The organism is Pontiella desulfatans (assembly GCF_900890425.1).
Classification (GTDB): Bacteria; Verrucomicrobiota; Kiritimatiellia; order Kiritimatiellales; family Pontiellaceae; genus Pontiella; species Pontiella desulfatans.
The window spans coordinates 3,153,851-3,175,531 of record NZ_CAAHFG010000001.1; the positions used below are offsets into that span (position 1 = coordinate 3,153,851).

Sequence of the window (21,681 nt, forward strand, 5' to 3'; positions counted from 1 at the left end):
ACAATCGGGGCACCATTCAGTATATTCCGCATCCATCAGTATTCCTCCGGCAGAAGAATGGTCGTCAGACTTCTATCTGATTCGGTGATAACCCAAAGCCTAACCTCCTTCTTCGTCCGATATGCACTCAACAGCCGAAGGTTGGCATCAACCGCCTCCTCATTGGCTTGTTGGTCTTCGGCGCACACTTCGCCCCAGTCTCCACTAATATGGCGACTGATGAATTCCACCGGGCTTTGCAGTGCATCCATCATCGCTTCGAGCGCTCCTGGAGTGGAGCAGATTTGCCCCGTATTGAATCTTGGTTTTTGTGTCATGATCATTGCTTACCTCCATACATTAAAAAGGCGCCCCACCATGGGACGCCTATATTCAGCTCAACCGCTCACGCGGCTGTTTTACACATTTGAAAAACAGGCCGGAGAATTCCCCTGCCCGCCTTGGTTATTCCCTACTTCTCCAGTCAACAGTAGATGTTGATATCATCCGGTTGTTCCTCCGCTATCTTCAGGGCTACCGCCCCGGCGATACGGCAAAGCTCCGGCGGCTCGTTGAACTGGCCTTCCTTCAGACCAACCTCGAAACACTCGGCATCGATCACCACCTGACGTTCACCCGTCAGTTGGCAATAGGGAGCCTTGGCCTCGAACGCATCCACGATGGAAACGTTTTCAACGTTCACGTAGAGCGTCTTTCCAATCGTGATCTTCATTGTCCGTCCCTCCGTTTCAGCCAGTCCGACACCGTTGTATCTTCCCACTTCAGTACAATGGCACCATCGGGCACCACCACTTCGGCAATACTGCCGTCATCGTTGAACCGGATGCTGACCGCCGACTCGGTCTCTTGATCAACCCCTGCCGGATAGACCAGCAGCTGCATTTGCTCCTCTATCTCGCCAAACACATCCTGCGCAACCAGCACGGGATGGGGATTGCCTGGAACGTCGATGTCCAGTTCCACTCCATAGGTGGATCGGGTTTCATGGAAGGTTGCTTCATATTCCTTTTTCATGCTTGTCTTCCTTTCTATTTATGAAAGAAGCGCGGTGGCCATGGCCAATCGCGCTCTTCAGGTTTCCTATTTGCATTTGCTACTCTGTCAGTCGCTTCCTGCCAGCTCGGTTTCATCAATGAACTCAAGGTATTCGTGGCCGACTTTTCCGAAATAGCGGTCAACCGCCTCTTCCTCCGGCATGCCGTCCGGAAAAACCTCTTCCGGCAGTTCTCGGCTCCACCACGACTTCACATACCCGTGAAGTTCATGGATCAACCGCTCCCGCGACACCGCCGCATAGACGGTTGACCCGTGCTTGTGCGATATCGCCGCCAACCATATTTTCATTAGTTATCTCCTTTCACTGGATTCATACCTTTAAGAAGCAACCGGTGAGGCTGGCCTTGCCGTTGAGTAACGCCTCCGCCATATCCTCCGGCTGCACCGACTGGTTTTCGTGGTTGGTGTCCACCACCGTATTGCCCCGCAGATGCCGCAGTAGAAACATGCTCAGGAGCAGGTTCTTCAGCGACTCGTCTTCAAGCAGGGGGAACGGTTCGGCAAACGTCTGGTCTTTTGGAACGCGCACGAAGCGCTGATCCGAAAACCATTCACTCAGCATGGGTGCTATCTCCGCATACCGATCAGCAGCTAGCTTGGCCGTGCGCTTGACGAGGTCGGACTTTCGACCGGATATCTTCCAGCCGTGCGCCCGCAGCGCATCGCGGAACTGATCGAGAGTCTCCATCTTGCGCCATGTGATTCCAAACCTTGGAATCTGCTCCTTGCGAAGCCGCGCCGACGAATTCAACGGATAGATCCGTTGCAGATAGCGGACATTGCTAAACCGTACCGCTACTTCCTCACGATCCAGAATTTCCTGAAGCCGCGCCATTGATGCGACGAAACAATAATCGCCACCGCTCGTGCGGTAGCTCCGGGCAAACTCCTTGGCAAACTTGCGTTGCGCAACGGCATGCGTCAGCTCCGGCTCAAAATGAACCATGTTGCCATGCACCCCGCAGGAATATTTCACCTGCCCGTGGTCATGCAAACGACCATTGTTAATCACCAGCTCAAACCAATCGATCCGGTCGCGGAACCGTAGCCGGTGCCTGTCATCGGTCAGGCCGCGCAACGCCGACACCTTGCGAAAGTTCCGGCAGCAAAGGGCTTCAAGCACCAGACTCTGCTCCTCATCCATGAAATCCCCGACCGACAACAGATTCGCCAGGTCAAGGTCGTTCATGTCGTCATAGCTGCCGACCTTCAGCTTTGGATGCTTCTGTTTCAGAAACGCCCGTAGCTCCGAAAAGCCCGACCGGCTACTACGCAGCAGGTTCCAGGCTCGCTCGTGCGACCAGTGCGAGCTGACATATTTACGAGCCAGCTTCACAATCCGGTCGTACGAGACGTCTTCCGCAAAATAGACGCCATGCCCTACCATCTCCAATGTCCGCTCTAATGCAGTGCGCCGGTCGTGGTAGTTGCCATGCTGCGCCATGACGATTTCTGCATTAAGGTGCTGCACAGACAGGGGCTCGAAGCGGTGCTCCGCTTCGTTCAACTTGCGGCTGAAGAGTTCCGCCGCCTGGCAGTAGTCGCCCGACACGCCCATGACCGACTCCGGATGGATGCCCTTGAGCAGCACATCCTCGATCGGCACCTCGATGAGTTCGTAGCCCATACGCAAAAAAGCCGGTATCCTATGATCCGGCTCCAACCATACTTTCAATCCATATATCTTCATTTGATTATCCTTTCCCCAGCAACGACTCGATCCGAGCCGCAGTTGATTTGATTCGTTCTGCGGTCTTGCTAATGTCAACTGCGTCAAGCCGTGGCCACATCACGAGACCACGCACTTCTTGATAGGCGATCATACGCCGCAGGTCGTCGGGTTGATCCAAGAGGGCTTCAACGCTTTCAAGCAGCTCGATGTGTTGGCCTCTTAATCCTGGAATACTATCTGTTTCCAGGTTTTGCAGGTCGATTTGGCCGCCCACCTTTTCCAGCAGTTCCGACGGAATTTTCCCGGGATGGTTAGCTTCGACACGCAATGCGATATAAGCCAAAGGCGTGATCGACTCCGACGTGTCGCACAGGTCGTTCCACGCCTTGAGCTTCACCATTTCCGACAGGTTTTCACCGAGCAGGATTTCTGCCTTCTCGAACAGGTCGGTTGTCGTGAACAGCCGATAGACCGTCTCCACCCGTTGGAAGTTTCCGCCTTCGCTGAAATAGTCCGCCAACAAATCCAGGCAGACCTCCACCTTGTGCAGCATTTCCTCGCGGTTGATCCCTTCGTCGTTCAATCCCATGGGGATGCTCGACAGGATCACCTTCTTCGCGCTCTGCGCAAATGCAGGCAGATAGTTTCCATACAATGCCTGCCGTGCCAGCTCGATTGCCCGGTTGGCTAGCAGGTTGCGGTAGATGAAACCCAACCGACGTCCATCCAGCTTAACGTTGCCGTCCGTCTCCTTCATTACCAGCACCGCCAGTCTGGAGAGGAATTCACCCAATGATTGGAAATCCTTTTCCAATGATTGGAAAAGCGATCCCGCCATTAAGAGGACTTCGCGGATCTGCTTTCCAGTTGCAACCGTCTGCTCCTTGCCAACGGTTTTGGTTTCCGACTGCGGGCACCATTCTCCAATGCTTGGTGCATCGTCGCCATTGATATGGCGCAGCACCTTGATGCGGTCTTCTTCATCCATATCCAACGCTTCCGGTGGATAAAGGAAGATGGCGTAGCGACCGATCAATGCGGCATCCATCTGCTGGGTGCCATTGTACTGCCGTCCCATCGGATTCATGGCGCTCCAGACCCATTTAACCTCGGTCTCAAATCCCATGATCTTGCGGGAACGGATAATCTCCAGCCATTTGGCCTGCAGTTCGGGAACCGCGCGGTTGATCTCATCGATCAGCACAAACTGCTTGTCCCATACCGTGACTGCACTCGGCACATATTCCACTCGCCCCTGTTTCAGGCTCTCCACATTCGGGAAACCCAGGACGTCTTCAAACAATGCCTTGCTGGCATCGTAGGCCATGAACCTCCAGTCCATCGCCTGCGCAATTTTTCCCGCTGCATGGGTCTTGGCCGCGCCATGCGCGCCGACCATCAGCAGCGGATCGCCTGTCAACAGCGAGGCCATTGCCAGGTTTTCATCTTCCAGGCTCCATCCATAGATGCCCAGTTGTTCCAGTAGTTTTGTATTCATTCTATTGCTCCTTGTTTATGTGTAGGCACAAAAAAAGAGCCGACCCGGCATTTCTGCCCAATCGGCTCTTTACGATTTTGATGTTTCATGTTCAGTCTCCGCTTGTCTCTCCTTCCTGCATTTTCTCCAGCGCGTCCACGACGCCCGGTTCGACAAACGCCACCGGTGATTTTATCTCCACATCGAAGATACGGTCGGCGGCCGCCTTTCGGATATGGACGATGCGCCCGGTGCGATAGGCATCCTGCGGTTTTATCGTTCCGTCAGTGAATGTGGATTTTTCAGGATCGCATTCAACGAGCGCGATATATCCCTTCTCCCACTGCTTCGCATGCTCCGGACACAAGTCCCATCCCGTGACCGTCTTCCGCTCCAGCGTGTTCCGCAGGCGCTTGTCCAGCAAGATTGCTCCCGTATCGAAGGCTTGACCGCAAACCGGACACACCTTTTGTTCCATTCCAACATGGCTCTTCATTTTATTGCTCCTTCTGTTATTTCATTCAGGTTCATGACCTCCCCAAACGGCCGCAACACGTCTCCGTTGTTGTGATTGCCAAACAGGATGGTCAGTAGTTGGATGCCGGCTTCATGCAAGGCCGACTGGTTCGTTTCACTCATTGTGGCATAGCCGTCGGTAATGATTACCGCCCGCGTGAATTCCTCGGTGAGGATCGTTTTTGCGATGCAGTTAAAGTCGGTGCCGTAGGTGGTCTCCACATAGCCGCGCAATAGCGCGTCCATTGTGATTTCCGAAACCGCATTGCTGAACTGGTAGACCGAGCGAATATTTCTCCGATACCTTGCCAGCAGCCCGACGATCCCCGGCAACGACTGGTTTACCGATCCCGATACATCGAGAAAAATGGCAATGCCTTCCCGACTGTTCTTAATCTCCGGCTGACGGTTCCGAAAGAACCCCGGCCAGATATCCGCGCTTAGCAACACCATGTCGCGTCGGCACGGATTGATAGGAAACGGCGACGTTGTTCGTCGCATTTCGCGTTCCGTGCAAAAAAAAGCATCTAGCCGTTTGCGGGTGCTGTAGTTCAATAGCAACTCCTGGCGAATGCTTCGCTTCGTCTTCATGATCTCAACAATCATTTTCCGAAGACTGTCGAACATGCCTCCACTGCAACCGCTATGCTCCTGCACTCGTGTCCCGATCTCTTGGGCAATGTCTTGCAACTGTTCTGAGTTCCAATGATTGGCCGCGCCATGCGAACCGATTAGTTTCGGTCGGCCGGCGGATTGCGGCACCAACATCTTCAGGGTCTGGATCACCTCCCCCGCGCTGAGCACATCGTGGTGCGTCCATTTCGGATAAAGATGCTGATATAGATAGCTGTACCGGCTGTTCCGATGCTTGCTGTTTGGTCGAAGGATTGATTCCAATCCCTGGACATTATAGAAACGCTCAAACAACGAACCGCCACCCGACGACTGGCCGTAGAACTGACTGATCAACGCGTTGATGATCGCGTCGCAGGCAATATTGCTGATTTCATCCCGCTTATGGACAAAGTGCCCAAATGCCGGATGCAGAATTTCATGAAAGACAAGGCAGAACAAATCCTGCTCCGTCTTCACATGCTCCGAAACAAAGTCCGGATTGTATTTCATGGTTCCCGTGGCATTGATACATGCCGTCGGGATTTTGGGATCGGCCTTCACCGAAGCCACGATCCCCGCAACAAACGAATCCGCGCCCAACTCGCGCTTCATCATCTGCCGTACTGTTTCCAATGTAATCAGGTGCATAGCACCCTCCTTTCCTGTTGGTTTAGTTTTCGTGTATTTGGTGTATTTCGTGGTTCAAATTCATCTGCGTTATCCGCGTGATCTGCGGTCAAAATATTTCCGTGTAGTCGGTATATTCAGTGGTTAAACAGGGTTTTAGAAATGCATAGCGGTCGCTACATAAATGGTTCCTCTCGACGGGGAACGTGTTTACAGATCAAGGTTCGGCGAAGCCGTAAACCTCAAGGCGAATCCACTGTGTTCAGCCGGATATCGGCATCAGCTCTTTCGCGAAAAACTCGTTCAAGCATATGGCATCAAACGGTTTTTTGTTAATCGAATAGTTTACATATGGAACCACGGGCAGGTTCCTGAGGGATTTAATGTAGCCACCAAAAAGCGCAGAGAAACGCAAAGACAGTCCGTACGATTTCTTTGTTTTCTATGCGTGCTCTCGCGGCCAATTATTTTGGAATCACGAGCAGGCTCCGGTGGGAGTTAATTATGAAACCACTAATGGACACTGATAGACACTAATTGAAGGGGATCTCGTATTTGAATATCTGCGTTGTTCCGCGTTCATCTGCGGGCAATACTTTCCAGTTTGTTTCGTGTGTTTAGTGTATTTCGTGGTTGGATATTAAAAAAGGAGTAAAGGCATAATCGCCCTTACTCCTGGTTGTAGGTCTCGCGGTATTCCTGCCAAAACTCCCGCTCCCTGAAGTGCTCCAGCTCATTCTGGAGTATGTTCAGAATTTTCGAGACATCCGATCGGATGTCCAGCAGGTGGCGGTCGATATCCGCAAGCTTTGCTTCGAGTGCATCAACACTCTGCTGATCTGCTTTCATAACTACTCAAAAGTAGTCGCAGTTTATAAATATTTCGTTGAGCAAGAATCTGCTTTAGCAACAATAAGTTACTCACTTGGAAGCAAACGGCATTCCTACAAACAAATTTGGGGTGCTATAGGATTCATATAAACCGCCAGAGTCAGTATCTTGTAGCTATTTGAAAAACTCTCCATCCGAAAATAATGAGCCTCTCCATTATCGTCCAACACCGTAGCCTCCACTTCACCCAACAAACCGCCCTTTCTTTGTGAGCAATACCCACGGATCAAGTCAAACGCCTGATGTTGATCAAAATTTGAAAATCGATTTCGGAAAGATTCTGAGAAAATCAAATGCTCGCATGGATTTTGGGCATTAAAAACTATGTTTGAATCAAACCAATGATCACACACCACGCCAAACATCGGAAGATGGTCGTGCGCCTGCTCCACAAATCTATACAAAGTTGAGGTAATTGTATTTCCATAAATATTTGCAAGAGTTTTAACTGATTCAAGATTGCAGGAATAATCTGCTGCCTCTAACTTGAATCGCTCACCCAAAAAAACCAAGTTTCCCCCTCCATAATTTGCTTCATTTTCTATCTGAATTCTACAGGAGGAACTTAGAGTTTGAGCGGGGTCACCAAGACAAAACTGCTTATGCCACGGGATGACAGAATGGGCTATTTCATGCACTTCTGCCCATCTATGTTTCAATGGTGGCATATTCTGATCAATGAGTATTTGTTTTGAATCCGGCAACCACAACGCCTTTAAATCAGCTTTACTGATTACTTCTCCGAGCAGACTGGGTCGAGAAATCAACTGCTTCCCCGCAACCTTTATTCTATGAATAACCTCTTGCCGGAAACCTTCGTCCGCACATGAATAATATTTCCTGTCCAATTCCAATAAATACAGTGCATCCTCTATTTTGAATGGAGGCTCAGGATTCCCCAGATCACGGAGAATCCTTTTCATTTGACCCTCTATCTCTATAGCTGTTTTTCTATCAGGAATTACATTCAGCATTATCCTTATCCCTTCTCACTCAAGAGGGCGATCACCTCGTTGAGGATTTGCTGTTCCTCATCATTAAGGTGATTTGCATGCTTTGCCTTCGCAGCATAACGCACAATATTTGTTTGGACATCTCCCTCCAGTGAGGTGACCGCGCCGGAAAGTTTGCTTAGAGTGTTTTCTTGTAGCTGAAAACTTCTTTCAAGATGAAAGAGCGTTCTTGGGGAAACGTCATAATCCGGATTTGTTTCAATCTGAACGATCTCAGCAAATTCAATATCAGATTTAACTGCAAGCTCCTCTCTCGTCAACTTATCCCGTCTTCGAAGCATTTCTACGAACATTCCAAAATCCTGGAATATGGTTTTCACGTTGCCTTGCTGACGGAACTCCGTCAAAGCGTGCTTAATTATTCCTTTCCCCTGTGCTGCCAGACCCTCTATTGCTTCTAGTTCATCATCCTTTTCGTTGATACCGCTAGCGTCTACAAGATACGAACTAAGCAGAGAAGGAGTGAACGCATCCTTGCTACCTGTTTTGTTCTCACCTGAATTCATGGTTTTCTCCATTTTCGTTGTTGTCTAACTTTCTCCTAATTCGCTTCAAGATTCGGTTATAATTTCTATCATCCAAACTGAAGCTGTTCATTATGGCTTTTTTGCCTTTGCCACGAATCATTGATTCGAAGACATTCCAGGCGAGTTCATCGTCTGAAAAAAATAGTTTATGTGCATGATCAAAGGCGTCCTGCTCCCTAGCGCACTCGAATACTGGACTCGTATATGTTGCAATGCGTTCTTCACTAGCTTCTTTTTCTTCAAGTACCGTCGCTCCTTGGGTCGATTTCAATCCTTTACCAGCCCACCTTCCGCCAATATTTCTGATTACCCACCAAAAATGCAACCTTAGTTCAATGCCCCGTTTCCATTTATGATCGCAATTTAAAGTCAACATAACGGCTTCATGCAAGATGTCATTTGCCGATCCATCTCGGGATTCTCGCAGATTAGCAACCTTCCACCTTCTTTTAGCCATTTTCATCAGATGCGCAGAATCTTCATCTGATATATTCTCTAAAAATCCGCTTATTTCTTCCTGAGTATAATATTCATTCGAGTCCATTGTTCGTCACCCTTTGTCATCTGGTTTGGAGCTCCCGTTCACATGTGTATGACAAGTTCAGCCAAATTGACGGACAAAAAAGTTCAATTTTCTTTTAGGCACGCATTTTTCAAATTTGATGTCCGTTTTTTTCGCACTACCCGTCATACCGATTTGAAAGCTGCACATGGTGTGTAGCTAAGAAATTACAGGTGAAATTAGAATGACAGAAAAACATAATGAAGCAGAAGTTGTAGAACTCGAGGTGTATGCCAAAGCCCGCAAGCCTGTACCAAAGGATTGCAAACTATTCCGTATCAGAATTGACCGGGAAAAATATCTCGTTCAGCAAGCAGCGCTTACTGGTGCGGAGTTGCTAAAGCTCGCCGACAAGAAACCGGATCAATACCGGATACTGTTTAAAAAATGCAACGGTAAGACAGTTGAAGTCCCATTGGATACGCACTTCAGCTTCCTCGACCCCGGAATCGAACGCTTTATGACCCAAAAACGTACCGCTCAGGAGGGTTGATCAATGCGTCGCGACTTCACCCCCTATGACGAGGATCTTGCGTACCTAGAGAGCCTTGGGACACCCTGGGAAGCTGTGCGCGAAGGAAGCCGCCTCTGGTATATTCTTCATGAATACCAGCCTCCTACGGGGTATATACCTGAAGCAGTTTCGGCAGCATTCATGCTGCCCCCGGCCTATCCTTCCACACAAATCGACATGGTTTATTTCCACCCACCCTTAAAGCGGGGCGATGGAAAAAATCCTGCCGCCCTTGCCAACCACAATCTCGATGGAAAGCAATGGCAACGCTGGTCACGGCATCGCCCTGCCCCGGTGGATTGGAAAGACGGTGTCGATTTTCTAGGAACCCATGTGGCCTATATTGAAGGCGTCATCTCAGCCGAAGTCGAAGGAGCATAAAATGCAGTACAAATTAAGAATAGCAGGCATTCATTATGCTGAATTAAGAGATGCGCTATATCCCGGCGACTGGAAAGAAGCAGGGGCTATCGCAGTTTGTGGCCGGCGTGGTTCAGAAGGATGCACCACCTTGCTCGTGCAGAAAATCCATGCAGTTCCATTTGGTGCGTATCAGTCCCGTGAACCCGACTATCTTGAGTGGGATACACAATGGATGATCGACGTTCTCAACCACGCTGAATCAGAGGATCTTTCCTTGATTAAATTCCATAGCCATCCAGGTGGCGGGTCTTTCTTTTCAGAACGGGATGATCTGACAGATATCGGCATTTTGAACGAATGGTCTATTTTGTATGACCGCGCCACGCCACACGGAAGTGTCATAATGCTGCCAGATGGCGAACTTTTTGGGCGAATGGGATATGCCGGTCATCAGTTTATCCCGATAGAATCAATAGCTGTTGCCGGCAATCAATTACATTATTGGCAGCCAACGGATCAGGAGTGCGTCTTTAGCGATGCTGAGTCCCGAAACCTCCAGACCTTCGGTGCAGGAACCACCGCAATTCTGAAGCGACTTAAGGTTGGCGTGATCGGATGCTCCGGCACTGGCAGTATAGTTGTCGAACAATTGGCGCGCCTGGGAGTCGGACATTTGGTTCTTGTGGATCCCGACATTGTCGAGAAAAAGAACCTAAACCGAGTCCTTAACACGACCGAAGAGGACGCTGTTAACGAACGATCAAAGGTGGATGTATTAAGCGATGCGATTCAGAAAATGGGATTTGAAACGCAGGTTACTCGCATTGCGACCAACCTGGTCGCACCAAAACCCATCCAAGAAATTGCGTCATGCGACGTGGTTTTTGGATGCGTGGATGGCGCAGAGGGTCGCCATATCCTTAATCGGATTTCTTCATACTATGTGATTCCGTATTTTGATGTAGGAATTGATCTCCAGGCTAGCGAGCATGGAGGCATCTCCCAGGTTACAGGAGCCGTGCACTACATTCAGCCGGGAGGCTCAAGCCTGTTGAGCAGAGGTATCTACTCCCAGGAAGAGGTCGAAGCCGAAGCATTAAGAAGATCAGATCCTGAGCTCTACGCTAATCATCTGAAGCAAAACTATATTGCTGGCGTTAAAGAAGACAGCCCAGCCGTTCTGCCAATCAACATGCACTATGCCAGCCTGCTGGTGCTGGAGTTCCTTGCTAGAATCCACAAATACCGAATTACAGACGATGCCGAATTGGCAATACAGCAGTACAACCTTGAAGACGTTGATAATGTTTATCGGGCAGAAGACGGCTTACCTTGCGCTGCCCTGGCGAAGCGAGTCGGCCGAGGGGACACCACCCCGCTACTGGACATCATCGGATTGGAATGACATGCCCCGATTTATCAAAAAAGCGTTTCTGTTTATTCGAAGGCGACGAAGGTTTCATAGAATCGAGCATGTAGAAGATCAACCATTCTCCCTTTTGCTAGACACCATATACGTTGTAGGAAAACCATATCCATGGTCTTTGATGTTCAAATGTCCCTGTGGGTGTGGCGACCGTGTGGAGCTGAATATTCTCCAGGATTGTTGGCCATGCTGGCGTTATTCCGAACAGGAAACTGGATTGATGTCGATATATCCATCAGTATGGTTAATCCATGATTGCGGAGCACACTTTTCTGTCCACGGCAGCAGCATTAAATGGCATTGGGGTGTGAACAGACATAGTTCTGGCTTTCAGCACTGCCAAGAGTCGGACTGACCGCAGACCCTCTTTCTAATATTTTTTACTAGCCGGACAAATCAGGACAGAGTTCGCACTCAACGCCTCCGTGCTGAATATTTGTCTTCGTGAAACAGTCCCCCATTCAGTAGTGGTTTTCCAGTGGAACTTGCCCCAGGTCTGACCTTGGCTGTTGAAATAGAATGAGAAAGCCGCTACCATCCGAGGCCAGTCAAATGCCGAGGGAGACATCAGATGAACCTCAAAGATATAAAGCCGGAAGAGTTCGCCAGTGCTTTCGCGATGATGAATAATGAGCCTGAAAGGTTCCTGTACCTGCAGACTGAAGCGGTGGCCGAAGTCCCGCTGATTGAATATTTCATGAAGGTTTACATGCACGACGTCGAGAGCAAGGCTCCCAAGCTCTCGGTTGAAACGGATAAATTAACACTTTCAATTCTGACGGCTTTGTACCTGCTGGAAAAGAATGCGGAAAACCCTGAAATCCAGGATTGAGTTTACTCAAGAAGCAAGAACGCCGCCTCGCGGGAGGGGCGGCGGGCGGGGTGATGGAACAGCAGTTTGATAGAGGCGTCGGATCGCCGCACTGTTTCAAGAGCTAGAGGTTGTTGGGATCGGAAATGAACCGGAGGTTGTCGACGGATATATTCCGCGACTTGAGATCGCGCAGGGTTTTGTGCTTTACGGATTCGGCGGTGCTGAAACTGATGATTTGATCAAAACCGAGTTCCAGCAGTTTCTGGATATTGTCGGCACCCCGTGATCCGGTCTCGATTTCAACGGCCATGCGTTTCCCTTCCTTTTCGGCATGCAGGTCTATGCATTGGTTGTTGCCGATGGGCTTTTCCAGCTCAACCGTCCAGCCCTCGCGGTCTAGCTTTCGGCGGATCTCGTTTTTCCAATAGTTATGGATGAGGCCGCCCTCTTTCCGCTTGGCCACCTCTACGTTGTTTCGTTTCATGGCGTCACGCATGTCCGGGGTAAAATCGAGCAGCACCACTTTTCCGGTTCGAGTTGGAATATCAACGGGATGGATAAGGCCCTTTAGAATAAGTCCCTGCTTGGCATGGTTGCCGCGTCTCCGGCTGATGGTCAACCGTGAATAGCGTTTTACGACTCCGTCAAACGGGTTTCGGTATATATCCTTCATGAGCTTTTTCTCCACTTCAGTAAGAGAGGTTCCAGGTTCGTTCTTTCCTATTCTATGAATATGGGGAACATCCTTGGTTGGGTTGGAATCCGCTTTATCCGGAGATTCCCTTGAGGAATCCTTGGAATAGGTTCCGTATCGCTGAATGAGATGCGCGTCGGTGACGGAGCCCTTTTCGAGATCGACCTTGGGGATCTGAATCTCGAACGGGAAGATGAAGCGCGACTGGAGTTTTACGACGGCGTGGCCGATGGGCAGGAGTCCGAGCACCTCGCGGTGCTCCCGCGGGATACGCATCATTTCGGCAAGGGAATTGATGTCCTTGCTGTGCTTCATGTTGAGCGCGATGGTGCAGTAGGTATTACCGAGCGCCGGGACGGAAATCTGGCTGGGATGCTGGTCGACCAGCACGATGGATTCGCCCATCTCCCTGATTTCACGCAGGAGGAGATCGATGACGGTTTCCTTGCCGGTGTTGGTGAGGATGTTGTGCGCCTCCTCAACAATGACGCAGTGCTTGAAGGTTTCCCGGTCGGGTTCAAGCATCCGGCAGTGGTGGATCCAGACCATCAGCGTTTCTATAAGGAAGATCTTTTCGTTGTGCGCCAGTGAATTGAGTTCGAGGCAGACGTTTTTATCGAGCAGTTCCTGTATGCCGGATTGGGACTCGGTGTTGATGACGTCGGACACCTGTCCAAAGCAGAGGCTCTGAACGGCACGCATGGTGGAATCGAGCCACATGGCCTTCCGGCCTTTAACAGGCATCTTTTCGAGAAACTCCAGAACATCCTTCAAGGTCGGGAACCGTTCAGGGTCGGCGGTGTAGCATCCGTATTTTGTGTAGACGGCATCGATGGCCTCCAGAAGAATGAACATGACCCCCTCCCCCAGAAAATACGCATGACTGATAATCTCGATCAGTTTCTTGAGCCAGACCTTCAAGTCGGTGCCCGGCGGCGGGATCAGCGGATTGAAATGCAGCGGATGAACGGGTCGGCCAACGGTGTAGATTTCCAGTGGAACATCGTGCGCCAGCAGATCGCGGTAGTTCCGTTTCCAGTCGAAAATCAGGAAAGGCTTTTTGTGCCGTACCAGCTCTTTTATGAGCAGGGCTACGGTGTTGGTTTTCCCCGCGCCGCTCCGGCCAAAAATCGCCATGTGCTGGATGAACTCGTCTTCGCAGATTCCAAAGGGATACAAGACCTGGTCGTGCGCCAGAACCTTTCCCAGCTCATACTGCCCGGCGGCATTCCCTTCCGGCGGAATATGGAGTCCGTTTTCAACGAGCGGGTTGACGCCGAATTTTCGTTCGAGCTGAAGCTCCACCAAGGCTTCGATATCGCGCTTGCCGGCGCTGTCGCTCAACTGGTGCTGGCGCCAGATTTTAAGCGCCTTGGATTTGCCGATATAGTCGGCCAGTTTCTTGAGCGATTCCTCAAAGATCATCGTTCAGCACCCTCTTAATCCTCCGCTCACCGGCATAGTCTGACCATGATTCGAATATGTCGCCCAGCAACCGGTTGGTATCTCGCCAGCAGGCCACCTCTTCGGCATGCCTTTCCTTGGCCAGGGAATGAATCTGCTTTTCAAGCTCTGACTCGAACCGGCTGTGAATGCCGTTATAGTTTGGCCAGTTCCGCAGCTCGGACAGGATGCCGTGAACCCGCAGCTGTTCGTATTCGGTGCTCTTTACAATGCCGTATGAAATCGCATGCCGTGCTTTGAGCTGCTTGACCAGTATATCGATGTGATCGCCATGCAGGTGCAGCCGGTCGGTCGCAAAATCCAGCGGCTCGACCTCGTAGGCGTTCCTGCTGTTGAAAATCTTCTCGGTCAGCTCGTCGGGATTCTTGAAGGGACTTTTGTCCGGCTTGATCTCCCGGATGATCTCGAAGGCGGGCTGCCCGGTTTCAACATGATAGTTGTATGCGTCCTGTTGGCGCTCCGCCTCGGCGTCATACAACGGTATTCCGTATTTGTCTTCAAATGCCATATTACCACTCTCCGGTAGGAATAAATGGGTTGGCATTTATAAAGGTTTCGGTTCCGACGCAGATGTAGGCAAAAAAGACGCCCGGACAGCCGGGTTCGAGGTGACCATTCACGTCGATAACCAGCTGGCCGGGCTTTGTCTGCTTGCCTGCCCCCTATCCGAAGCGATGACCGCCACCCAAGGAACCGCGCAGGGTTTGAAGCGCCTCGATCGCATCATCCCACAGTCGAGTGCCATGCGTTCCCAGCACATGGGTCCGCGCCACAGCCTCGGCCACACGCCGGTCTCCGGATGAAAACAGAATGGAGTGGTTGCACCAGGGGCACTCCCATTCCCATTGATCCCCATAGGGGCTGGCCAGGCCTCCCTGCAAAACCATGCCGGAATCGGGATTCCGGCCGGCAATCGATGCAAAGAGGCGCTGTGACTCCATCCTCATAAAGCATCACCTTCGTCCACCACTTCAAGGGACATGGTCTCGTACGCCTTGTTCAGCGCAAGAACCGCCTTCGGAACGTCCGCCATCCTGAGGGACGACGTACCCTTCCAGTCGCCACGCTTGTCCTTGTATCGCCGCTCAACCGTCACGTTGTGCAGCGTCTCTTCATTGCCGTCCCGACCGACGACCCGGTTCTCCCAGACAGCAACCTGGATACCGCCTGCCTTGAACTTTTTGATTGGTCTTTCGTTTGCCATTTTATTTCCTCCGGTTGGTTGTGTCTTCTGCACAACCTGTCTTCACCTCGTGAGACAGGCTGTGCACTCCAACCAATTAGCGGCTTTTTCGCCGCTGCGGTTTCATCTGCACCGGGTAGATCAATATGCCCCCATCCAGCGCCTCCCAGTCCGGCTCCCTGCCAAGGAGGTTGATCTCAGCCAAGATCCGCCAGGAGGCGTTGGGGTCGCCGCTTCCGAACATGCCGATCATTTTCTGACCCTCCTCGATGAAAGATCCGAGCACCACCATCGTGTCGCCGTCGAAGGCATACACGTACTCAATGCCGCTGCCGGAGGCGTTCTTCTCGGTAACCCGCCAAGCGCTTTCGCTCCGGCCGCCGTGGCAGTAGCAACTTGGCGACCTAGACTCATCAGCGTCGCTCTGCCCGTCTTTGAACCGACATCCGACGATTGTGCTCCAACCCGCTCCATGTGCATCGATCAATGTCCGAAGCATAGCCTGCGTATCGCGTTGGAAGTCCTGGTTCCAGAGCTGGTAGAGCATGCGTCCCAGGCCGGACGGGTAGCTGTCCCAGTGATGGTAGACCCCCTCGAAACAAATCGGCGACCTGCTGGTCAATCGTGCAATACAACCTCTTGTAGACATTTTCCCACCTCATCAGCCACATCTCATGTGCGGCTTGTCTGCGAAGCAGGAAGACAAGCTGTGCGTGGGATGTACCACGGACTACGAGCTGATGCTGTTGAGCAGAAGATTCCTTGGGGTGAAGTTTGCCCAGTAGCGGCCAGAATGTCGCCGACCGACATGGCTTTTTGCCGCCAGCCTTGCCACCTCACGGTGCTCTTCCGAATAGATCAACGAATGATCGCAGAATGGGCAGTGCCAGACACGCTGGCTTCGTGTGCCCACGTGTTCAGATCCTATGATAGCTGTCTGTGTCCTCATGGATATCACCTCGACAACCGCATCTCATGTGCGGCTTGTCTTCCACCCCGCAAGGCAAGCCGTGTCGATCCAGGGCATGCGACGGAGATGCCGAAGATCCGACAGCCTTAAATGGCTAGCTCCGACAAAGTGAGTCGGAGTGCCTTTTAAGGGTTTCGGATCGAGAAAAGCGCACCTAGGCCAGGTGCAGCTCCTCCATGAACTGAGCGGGAGAGATTGATGGTCTCTGCCGGGGAAGGCGTGTGTTTCGAACATGATCGATCCCAGACATGAGGCCCAGATCAACGATCCGCTGCATCTCGGCGAGTTCTCCGCTGAGGGCAAGCTTGAGTAGATCACGAGTGATTTCGTGACGCTCCTGCTCATCGAGTTTCGGATGAAGGCCGAAGTAGCAGAGGACGTTGTCCAGCGACTCCTCGACGTCGATCGCGTCAAAGGGAAACTCCGGCTGCGTTTTGATGTACTCAACCATGTTGTGCGTATTGTATCTATCCATTTTGGTCACCTCGGACACCCCGTCTTTGCGGGGCATCTGACATCTGGAACAGATGCCCCGTGCGGGTGGACGAAAGGGGATCGAAATGGATTGCACAACATGGTTGGCATCCAGAGCAGCCGGCGGTTTCCCCCGATCGACGGACAGCCTTCGCGCGGCTTACGTTGCCCTTGCGGATCATGCTGATCGAGCTGATCAATCCGGCCATGATGATCGTGATGGTTATGCTGGTCACGCTGATTGTGTTGGTTACGCGATCATGCTGGCGATGCTGTTCAAGCTGCTCATACCGATCAAGCCGCTCTACCGATCAGGCCGCTCTACCGATCTAGCTGCTCATGCTGGTTACGCCGCTCTACCGATCAGGCCGCTCTACCGATCTAGCTGCTCATGCTGGTTACGCCGCTCTACCGATCAGGCCGCTCTACCGATCTAGCTGCTCATGCTGGTTACGCCGCTCACGCTGATCTGATCCTAGATAGATCCCTGGTTCCCCTTCACAAATAGAAAATATTACCTAGTCGCTTTTTGATACTCTCCAATATCAATTGCCAACCAGGCACTTACGGGATTTCGAGGGGTAACGAAAAGATACGGTTTCCGGGTTCCAAAGAGGCTTTTTGTTACTCTGAAGACCGATTATTGGTACTTGCGTTACTACCGCTATTACGAACGCTTGGACTGTTTTTTCTGGCGCAGGAAGTCACAGAAATCCGCCACCTGCTCCTGCATCCTGGGAGGCATGGATTCCATGGCATGGAGGACTCGTTGCATGTAGAGGCTCTGTTTTGAGGTTGGAACCACACCCGCGAGAAGATGATCCACGGAACACCCCAGGGCACCGGCCAGCCGGGCAAGCATCTCGGCCGAAGGCTTCCGTATGCCCCGTTCGATGTGGGAGACCGCGGACTCCGTGGTCTCTGCCTGGACTGCCAGATTTTTCTGAGACAGCCCGAGCGTTGTCCGCTGTGCCTTGATCGCCTTGCCTATTTTGTTGGATCCTGAACCACTCATTTATTGAGCCGACATCCTACCGGCCGCCCGCAGACAAGTCAGGTAAAATCTGAATTCCCTTCTTGACGCACAACAGCTATATAGTATTGTTTCAACTATACTAAATGAAAGGAGTCGAAAATGAAATACATCATAGCAACCGCATTGGTCGTCCTGGCACTGGTAACGGTCTTCGACGCCCACAAGCTCATCCCGATACCTCGGGCTGTAGGATCCATTGTCAACGGATCCCTCTCGAAGCACCTGCCCTTTGGGGCGAAGGTCGCCTACGCTGAATCCTGCATGGCGGATCTGAATCGCGAACGCGACCAGGTGAGGTATGCCGTGTCGGACGCCTCAGTCCGCCTGCGGATTCTGGATGGCCGGATCGAAACTCTGAAACGGCGGCAATCGGAATGCAGGACTGCAATCCGTGACCTGGTCGATATGGGAGAAAGCACCGCCCCGGATTCCCTAGCCCGGACGGTTGAGCGGTACGACCATCTCCTTGCCGAGATCGATCGGCTACATCATCTCAGGAATCGACTGGCTGACACGGCTTCCTCGCTTGAACTGGCCGAGACCCAGGTTAGCGCCGACCTCAGGGAGCTTGACAACCGCCTCAAGATCGTGGCGATTGACCATGAACATAATGACGCCCGCGAACTCGCGTCGCAACTGGCCGGCACCTCCTCCTATCCGGATCAATTCAACCGGGCGAGACAGTGCGCCGACCTGCTCGATACACTGGAGCACCGGGAACGGATTCGGGAGGATCTGCATAGCCGATATGGATATGAATCCATTGACCTGATGCAGCGCCCCAATCCCGCGGAACGTGCCCGGGAGATTCTTGCCGGGGACTGCTGATTCCCAGCGAGAGTAAACTTCCACTGGAACACTACGCAAGCGCGGTCGGTTCATCCCATTGAATCGGCCGCGCGTCTTTTCATTCCTCCAATAGATTTATAACTGTAGTCCTGTAGTAGTAGTATAGTAGTAGTTATAGATAGTAGTAAGTAGTAGTAGGCTCCACTGGAAATCTACTCCCACTGGCGGGCATGCCGCCTTATGCCATCTACGATCCATCAAGCATGAAGCCTTGAGCGGATTGTGAAATGTTGCCGCCGAGAATGTAGATGGAGGTTGCCACTCATTTCATTCGCTGCTTTCCTTCGGAAAGCCCCGCTTCGCGTCCAGCTCCATTGTCCAGGGGTGGCAAGCGGATGTCGCATGCATGGCGGAGCTGGAAGCTCCATCTACATTGTCTAAGCTTGGGCTTCGTTTTTTGGAGTTGTCCAGCCCTGAACTTGTTTCGAAGACCTATTTCGCCCGCAGGCGGTATCCATGTTTTCTGCCACTACACCCCAGTGACGCAAAAGATTTAAATAGTTCCCCCATCTACACTTCCACTGGAGTGTGATTTTCCAGTGGAAAGCAATATACAACAACGCATATGGGCTGAAATAGAGCAGGCAACAGAGAATTCGGTTGTCGTCAATCAGGACTACTTGGACGACGAGCAGCTTACGCGCCAGCGCCAATTCGAAGTCCTGAGCGAAATATTTAATATGAACATCCGGAGCCAGGAGATCCGGACGATCAGCAACCACTTCTCTCCTGTTTTTCGGGGCGGGCATCCCAACCACCTTGGACTTGGCGGCAAGACCGGCACGGGGAAGACCATCACGATTCTCTGGTTCCTTGCCCAGGTGGCCCAGCTCTGCAAAGAGCGGGACATTCCATTCCGGCAGGTGCATCTGGATTTTTGCTGCCCGGTTCCGTGTTTTCGTGCGCTCAACACATTGGCCTGTCTGCTGGATGCCAGCAAGGCCTACCGCAAAGGCATCAGCCTCGAAGAACTGATGGTTCGAATTGAGCGGAAGCTGGCTTCGCTACGGGGATTTCTGGTGATCTTCATCGATGAGGCGGACAATGTCCGAACCGATTTCAACACCTTCTATCAGTTCCTCATCAAGCGGCTTCCACAGCGAATATCGGCCAAGCTGATCTTGGTCTTTGCCTCCAACCGGCTGAATTGGATGGAGAACCTCGATCCCCGAGTAAAAAGCTGCCTAAAGCTGCGTGAGATGATCTTCCAGCCCTACGACGCAGACAGTCTGCACAGGATACTGGAAATCCGGGTCAAGAAGGCGATGCGTTCTGATCGAATTGAAGAAGGGGTGATTCCCAAGATCGCGGCGTTGGCCTCCCAGCAGCATGGCGATGCCCGGAAAGCGGTCAATCTGCTACGGCGTTCCGCGGAGTTGGCGGAGGAGGATCGGACTCCGATCTCTCTTGAGACCATTGGTCGCGCATATGAAGAAATCGAACGTGACAAGTACGTGGATATGATCCGGGGCAGCCCAAAGCAGCTTCAGGCCGCGCTCTATGCAGCGCTGACGGGCAAACCAAAGGGCGGGCGCGTCCTTCACACCGGTGATGCATATTTGGTCTACGAGCGATTCTGTGCAGAGTCCGGGCTTCGACCGGTAACCCAGCGGGCGTTCAGCGATCTGCTATGCGAACTGGATATGTATGGATACTTGAGGGCACGGACCGTATCCCGAGGTCGCTATGGCCGAAGCAAGGACATCCACGTGACCTTGGCTCCCAACATTCACAAACGGCTTCTTCATGTTATCAGGAGCAATTTCGATCTGGATTCCGGGGTGAGCTACGCATGAGCCGTGATCCATTTGATGGCGTACTCGATCCCTTCGCATGGTGGGACATATCGGCCACCTATGAAAAATATTCCGGCTTTTTCGATCTGGTCATCTATTGCACGATCTTCATTGCCCTGGCTCACGTTATATTCACGAAGCGGTTTAGCGGACGCGCCGGAAAAGCCATGGCCACCGCTATTGGTCTGGCTTTGGGTATTTCATTGACCCTGGCAGAGCAACAGTTCGGCATGAACCTGCGCCAGGCGGGTCCTATCGCCGTCTTCATTGCGATGCTTCTTGTCGGATTCCTGATACTGCATGTCCTGATCCGGGTGCATGTCAGCTGGAAGCTGGCGGTTCCGTTGACCTATATACTCATGTATCTTTTTGTCCGAGCAATGAGCCCGGCCTTGTGGCGGGCGATTACCGACCGTGTTCCATTCATCGGTCTGCTGTCCGCTATCATCTTTCTCATCTGTGTCTGGCAACTGGGCGTGGCGATCTGGCCCAAGAGTAGTGGTCACCATGCAGCCAAGGACTCGGACTCGGCCTTCATCGCGACCTTGGACCGCAAACATGAGGATCGGGAGGTAAAGGTTGAGAAGCGTATTAAGCGGAAGCTGGTTCCTGAAGTTAGACGCGAAACGAAACGGATCGAGAGGAACCTGAAGGGTCTTTTGCGGGAACTGAAGCGCGACCCACCACGATGGCAAGCCATCGAACGCGCGCTATCCGATATCGGCCACGGTTCCGACGACGTGCTGAAGGCCATCGACCGTATTCGCACCCTGGACCGCCGCTTGAGAAATTTTGATTGGCATGAGCTGCAACAGCTCAGCAGCTACTACCGTGATTTGAACGAGAACGACAAGGAACGATTGAAAGAACAGATTCTGCTGGAGCGCCGAAAGATCGTCCAGGAGCATGCAATCGTGGAGCTCGCGGAGCGATGCGAACATCGTCATCAGCAGATCCGCCAAGGCCTGGACCAGGCATCCCGGGCATGTTCAATTGAAGACCGCGATGGTGCGGCACATAGTATTTCAAAGGCAATTCAGCTCGAAGAACAGCAAAAAAGCGACCTGGATCAACTCAAGTGCGCGGAAAAAAAGTTGCTGCAGCTGACACGCCTGAAAATCAAAAAAGAAAAAGGATGAGGT

At 51.9% G+C, this 21,681-nt stretch carries 27 protein-coding genes; 8 read left to right on the plus strand and 19 right to left on the minus strand.

Translation table 11 applies throughout. The annotated features are described in order from the left end of the window. Positions 1–35 precede the first annotated feature (35 nt). From E9954_RS11005 to E9954_RS11060, 12 genes are all read right to left on the minus strand, one after another. On the minus strand, positions 36–323 hold the full coding sequence (locus E9954_RS11005) for a hypothetical protein (RefSeq protein WP_136079218.1): 288 nt from the start codon (positions 321–323) through the stop codon (positions 36–38). Positions 324–463: 140 nt separating this feature from the next. Next, positions 464–712: a hypothetical protein gene (locus tag E9954_RS11010; RefSeq protein ID WP_136079219.1), complete on the minus strand. Its 249-nt coding sequence runs from the start codon at positions 710–712 to the stop codon at positions 464–466. After that, positions 709–1,014, minus strand: coding sequence for a 50S ribosomal protein L31 (locus tag E9954_RS11015; RefSeq protein ID WP_136079220.1), 306 nt, complete (start codon positions 1,012–1,014; stop codon positions 709–711). Before E9954_RS11015 ends, E9954_RS11010 begins: the two co-directional genes overlap by 4 nt. Before the next feature lie 87 nt (positions 1,015–1,101). Further along, the gene (locus E9954_RS11020; protein WP_136079221.1) at positions 1,102–1,344 is read right to left on the minus strand and encodes a hypothetical protein; all 243 of its coding nucleotides are present in this window, start codon (positions 1,342–1,344) and stop codon (positions 1,102–1,104) included. A gap of 22 nt (positions 1,345–1,366) precedes the next feature. Next, positions 1,367–2,746 carry a hypothetical protein gene (locus E9954_RS11025; protein ID WP_136079222.1) on the minus strand — a complete coding sequence of 460 codons (1,380 nt, stop codon included), beginning with the start codon at positions 2,744–2,746 and terminating at the stop codon, positions 1,367–1,369. A gap of 4 nt (positions 2,747–2,750) precedes the next feature. Next, the gene (locus E9954_RS11030; RefSeq protein WP_136079223.1) at positions 2,751–4,226 is read right to left on the minus strand and encodes an AAA family ATPase; all 1,476 of its coding nucleotides are present in this window, start codon (positions 4,224–4,226) and stop codon (positions 2,751–2,753) included. A 91-nt stretch (positions 4,227–4,317) separates the two neighbouring features. Next, entirely contained in the window at positions 4,318–4,701 is a 384-nt protein-coding gene (locus E9954_RS11035) for an ATPase (RefSeq protein WP_136079224.1), read from the minus strand. Beyond that, positions 4,698–5,984, minus strand: coding sequence for a DUF2201 family putative metallopeptidase (locus E9954_RS11040; RefSeq protein ID WP_136079225.1), 1,287 nt, complete (start codon positions 5,982–5,984; stop codon positions 4,698–4,700). The genes E9954_RS11035 and E9954_RS11040 overlap by 4 nt, the downstream gene beginning before the upstream one ends. A gap of 648 nt (positions 5,985–6,632) precedes the next feature. Further along, positions 6,633–6,812: a hypothetical protein gene (locus tag E9954_RS11045; RefSeq protein ID WP_136079226.1), complete on the minus strand. Its 180-nt coding sequence runs from the start codon at positions 6,810–6,812 to the stop codon at positions 6,633–6,635. Between the two features lie 95 nt (positions 6,813–6,907). After that, positions 6,908–7,828 carry an ImmA/IrrE family metallo-endopeptidase gene (locus tag E9954_RS11050; protein ID WP_136079227.1) on the minus strand — a complete coding sequence of 307 codons (921 nt, stop codon included), beginning with the start codon at positions 7,826–7,828 and terminating at the stop codon, positions 6,908–6,910. Positions 7,829–7,833: 5 nt separating this feature from the next. Further along, the gene (locus tag E9954_RS11055) at positions 7,834–8,373 is read right to left on the minus strand and encodes a hypothetical protein (protein ID WP_136079228.1); all 540 of its coding nucleotides are present in this window, start codon (positions 8,371–8,373) and stop codon (positions 7,834–7,836) included. Beyond that, a complete protein-coding gene (locus E9954_RS11060) occupies positions 8,360–8,938 on the minus strand; it encodes a hypothetical protein (RefSeq protein WP_136079229.1) in 579 nt (192 codons plus the stop codon). The genes E9954_RS11055 and E9954_RS11060 overlap by 14 nt, the downstream gene beginning before the upstream one ends. Before the next feature lie 202 nt (positions 8,939–9,140). Here E9954_RS11060 and E9954_RS11065 point away from each other — a divergent pair, with 202 nt between their 5' ends. The 5 genes from E9954_RS11065 (at position 9,141) to E9954_RS11080 (ending at position 12,091) form a co-directional block, all read left to right on the plus strand. After that, entirely contained in the window at positions 9,141–9,449 is a 309-nt protein-coding gene (locus E9954_RS11065; RefSeq protein ID WP_136079230.1) for a multiubiquitin domain-containing protein, read from the plus strand. Positions 9,450–9,452: 3 nt separating this feature from the next. After that, complete coding sequence (locus E9954_RS11070; RefSeq protein ID WP_136079231.1) at positions 9,453–9,851, plus strand: E2/UBC family protein; 399 nt, start codon at positions 9,453–9,455, stop codon at positions 9,849–9,851. A gap of 1 nt (position 9,852) precedes the next feature. Further along, positions 9,853–11,238 (plus strand): ThiF family adenylyltransferase, encoded by a 1,386-nt coding sequence (locus E9954_RS11075; RefSeq protein ID WP_168442171.1) that lies wholly within the window; start codon positions 9,853–9,855, stop codon positions 11,236–11,238. A gap of 142 nt (positions 11,239–11,380) precedes the next feature. Next, positions 11,381–11,614 carry a DUF6527 family protein gene (locus tag E9954_RS33890; protein WP_407947756.1) on the plus strand — a complete coding sequence of 78 codons (234 nt, stop codon included), beginning with the start codon at positions 11,381–11,383 and terminating at the stop codon, positions 11,612–11,614. Between the two features lie 216 nt (positions 11,615–11,830). Beyond that, positions 11,831–12,091: a hypothetical protein gene (locus E9954_RS11080; protein WP_136079233.1), complete on the plus strand. Its 261-nt coding sequence runs from the start codon at positions 11,831–11,833 to the stop codon at positions 12,089–12,091. Between the two features lie 103 nt (positions 12,092–12,194). Here E9954_RS11080 and E9954_RS11085 read toward each other — a convergent pair whose 3' ends face one another. The 7 genes from E9954_RS11085 to E9954_RS11115 all read right to left on the minus strand — a co-directional run bounded on the left by E9954_RS11085 (position 12,195) and on the right by E9954_RS11115 (position 17,873). Next, positions 12,195–14,192 carry an ATP-binding protein gene (locus tag E9954_RS11085; RefSeq protein WP_136079234.1) on the minus strand — a complete coding sequence of 666 codons (1,998 nt, stop codon included), beginning with the start codon at positions 14,190–14,192 and terminating at the stop codon, positions 12,195–12,197. Beyond that, entirely contained in the window at positions 14,182–14,739 is a 558-nt protein-coding gene (locus E9954_RS11090; protein WP_136079235.1) for a hypothetical protein, read from the minus strand. The genes E9954_RS11085 and E9954_RS11090 overlap by 11 nt, the downstream gene beginning before the upstream one ends. Before the next feature lie 154 nt (positions 14,740–14,893). Next, a complete protein-coding gene (locus tag E9954_RS11095) occupies positions 14,894–15,178 on the minus strand; it encodes a hypothetical protein (RefSeq protein WP_136079236.1) in 285 nt (94 codons plus the stop codon). Beyond that, entirely contained in the window at positions 15,175–15,435 is a 261-nt protein-coding gene (locus E9954_RS11100; protein WP_136079237.1) for a hypothetical protein, read from the minus strand. The genes E9954_RS11095 and E9954_RS11100 overlap by 4 nt, the downstream gene beginning before the upstream one ends. A 76-nt stretch (positions 15,436–15,511) precedes the next feature. Next, complete coding sequence (locus tag E9954_RS11105; protein WP_136079238.1) at positions 15,512–16,063, minus strand: glycosyltransferase family 4 protein; 552 nt, start codon at positions 16,061–16,063, stop codon at positions 15,512–15,514. Between the two features lie 475 nt (positions 16,064–16,538). Further along, complete coding sequence (locus tag E9954_RS11110) at positions 16,539–16,859, minus strand: hypothetical protein (protein ID WP_136079239.1); 321 nt, start codon at positions 16,857–16,859, stop codon at positions 16,539–16,541. A 666-nt stretch (positions 16,860–17,525) separates the two neighbouring features. Continuing rightward, positions 17,526–17,873: a helix-turn-helix domain-containing protein gene (locus E9954_RS11115; protein ID WP_136079240.1), complete on the minus strand. Its 348-nt coding sequence runs from the start codon at positions 17,871–17,873 to the stop codon at positions 17,526–17,528. Positions 17,874–17,993: 120 nt separating this feature from the next. Between E9954_RS11115 and E9954_RS11120 the strand changes: the two genes are divergently transcribed. The 3 genes from E9954_RS11120 (at position 17,994) to E9954_RS11130 (ending at position 21,678) form a co-directional block, all read left to right on the plus strand. Then, a complete protein-coding gene (locus E9954_RS11120; RefSeq protein WP_136079241.1) occupies positions 17,994–18,722 on the plus strand; it encodes a hypothetical protein in 729 nt (242 codons plus the stop codon). Positions 18,723–19,282: 560 nt separating this feature from the next. Beyond that, complete coding sequence (locus tag E9954_RS11125) at positions 19,283–20,539, plus strand: Cdc6/Cdc18 family protein (protein ID WP_136079242.1); 1,257 nt, start codon at positions 19,283–19,285, stop codon at positions 20,537–20,539. Beyond that, on the plus strand, positions 20,536–21,678 hold the full coding sequence (locus E9954_RS11130) for a coiled-coil domain-containing protein (protein ID WP_136079243.1): 1,143 nt from the start codon (positions 20,536–20,538) through the stop codon (positions 21,676–21,678). The genes E9954_RS11125 and E9954_RS11130 overlap by 4 nt, the downstream gene beginning before the upstream one ends. The last annotated feature ends 3 nt before the right edge of the window (positions 21,679–21,681 follow it).

Bases quoted from the DNA above. Each gene is read 5' to 3' on its own strand.
- E9954_RS11005 (WP_136079218.1), bottom strand. From the start codon at position 323: ATGATCATGACACAAAAACCAAGATTCAATACGGGGCAAATCTGCTCC.
- E9954_RS11010 (WP_136079219.1), bottom strand. From the start codon at position 712: ATGAAGATCACGATTGGAAAGACGCTCTACGTGAACGTTGAAAACGTT.
- E9954_RS11015 (WP_136079220.1), bottom strand. From the start codon at position 1,014: ATGAAAAAGGAATATGAAGCAACCTTCCATGAAACCCGATCCACCTAT.
- E9954_RS11020 (WP_136079221.1), bottom strand. From the start codon at position 1,344: ATGAAAATATGGTTGGCGGCGATATCGCACAAGCACGGGTCAACCGTC.
- E9954_RS11025 (WP_136079222.1), bottom strand. From the start codon at position 2,746: ATGAAGATATATGGATTGAAAGTATGGTTGGAGCCGGATCATAGGATA.
- E9954_RS11030 (WP_136079223.1), bottom strand. From the start codon at position 4,226: ATGAATACAAAACTACTGGAACAACTGGGCATCTATGGATGGAGCCTG.
- E9954_RS11035 (WP_136079224.1), bottom strand. From the start codon at position 4,701: ATGAAGAGCCATGTTGGAATGGAACAAAAGGTGTGTCCGGTTTGCGGT.
- E9954_RS11040 (WP_136079225.1), bottom strand. From the start codon at position 5,984: ATGCACCTGATTACATTGGAAACAGTACGGCAGATGATGAAGCGCGAG.
- E9954_RS11045 (WP_136079226.1), bottom strand. From the start codon at position 6,812: ATGAAAGCAGATCAGCAGAGTGTTGATGCACTCGAAGCAAAGCTTGCG.
- E9954_RS11050 (WP_136079227.1), bottom strand. From the start codon at position 7,828: ATGCTGAATGTAATTCCTGATAGAAAAACAGCTATAGAGATAGAGGGT.
- E9954_RS11055 (WP_136079228.1), bottom strand. From the start codon at position 8,373: ATGAATTCAGGTGAGAACAAAACAGGTAGCAAGGATGCGTTCACTCCT.
- E9954_RS11060 (WP_136079229.1), bottom strand. From the start codon at position 8,938: ATGGACTCGAATGAATATTATACTCAGGAAGAAATAAGCGGATTTTTA.
- E9954_RS11065 (WP_136079230.1), top strand. From the start codon at position 9,141: ATGACAGAAAAACATAATGAAGCAGAAGTTGTAGAACTCGAGGTGTAT.
- E9954_RS11070 (WP_136079231.1), top strand. From the start codon at position 9,453: ATGCGTCGCGACTTCACCCCCTATGACGAGGATCTTGCGTACCTAGAG.
- E9954_RS11075 (WP_168442171.1), top strand. From the start codon at position 9,853: ATGCAGTACAAATTAAGAATAGCAGGCATTCATTATGCTGAATTAAGA.
- E9954_RS33890 (WP_407947756.1), top strand. From the start codon at position 11,381: ATGTTCAAATGTCCCTGTGGGTGTGGCGACCGTGTGGAGCTGAATATT.
- E9954_RS11080 (WP_136079233.1), top strand. From the start codon at position 11,831: ATGAACCTCAAAGATATAAAGCCGGAAGAGTTCGCCAGTGCTTTCGCG.
- E9954_RS11085 (WP_136079234.1), bottom strand. From the start codon at position 14,192: ATGATCTTTGAGGAATCGCTCAAGAAACTGGCCGACTATATCGGCAAA.
- E9954_RS11090 (WP_136079235.1), bottom strand. From the start codon at position 14,739: ATGGCATTTGAAGACAAATACGGAATACCGTTGTATGACGCCGAGGCG.
- E9954_RS11095 (WP_136079236.1), bottom strand. From the start codon at position 15,178: ATGAGGATGGAGTCACAGCGCCTCTTTGCATCGATTGCCGGCCGGAAT.
- E9954_RS11100 (WP_136079237.1), bottom strand. From the start codon at position 15,435: ATGGCAAACGAAAGACCAATCAAAAAGTTCAAGGCAGGCGGTATCCAG.
- E9954_RS11105 (WP_136079238.1), bottom strand. From the start codon at position 16,063: ATGTCTACAAGAGGTTGTATTGCACGATTGACCAGCAGGTCGCCGATT.
- E9954_RS11110 (WP_136079239.1), bottom strand. From the start codon at position 16,859: ATGGATAGATACAATACGCACAACATGGTTGAGTACATCAAAACGCAG.
- E9954_RS11115 (WP_136079240.1), bottom strand. From the start codon at position 17,873: ATGAGTGGTTCAGGATCCAACAAAATAGGCAAGGCGATCAAGGCACAG.
- E9954_RS11120 (WP_136079241.1), top strand. From the start codon at position 17,994: ATGAAATACATCATAGCAACCGCATTGGTCGTCCTGGCACTGGTAACG.
- E9954_RS11130 (WP_136079243.1), top strand. From the start codon at position 20,536: ATGAGCCGTGATCCATTTGATGGCGTACTCGATCCCTTCGCATGGTGG.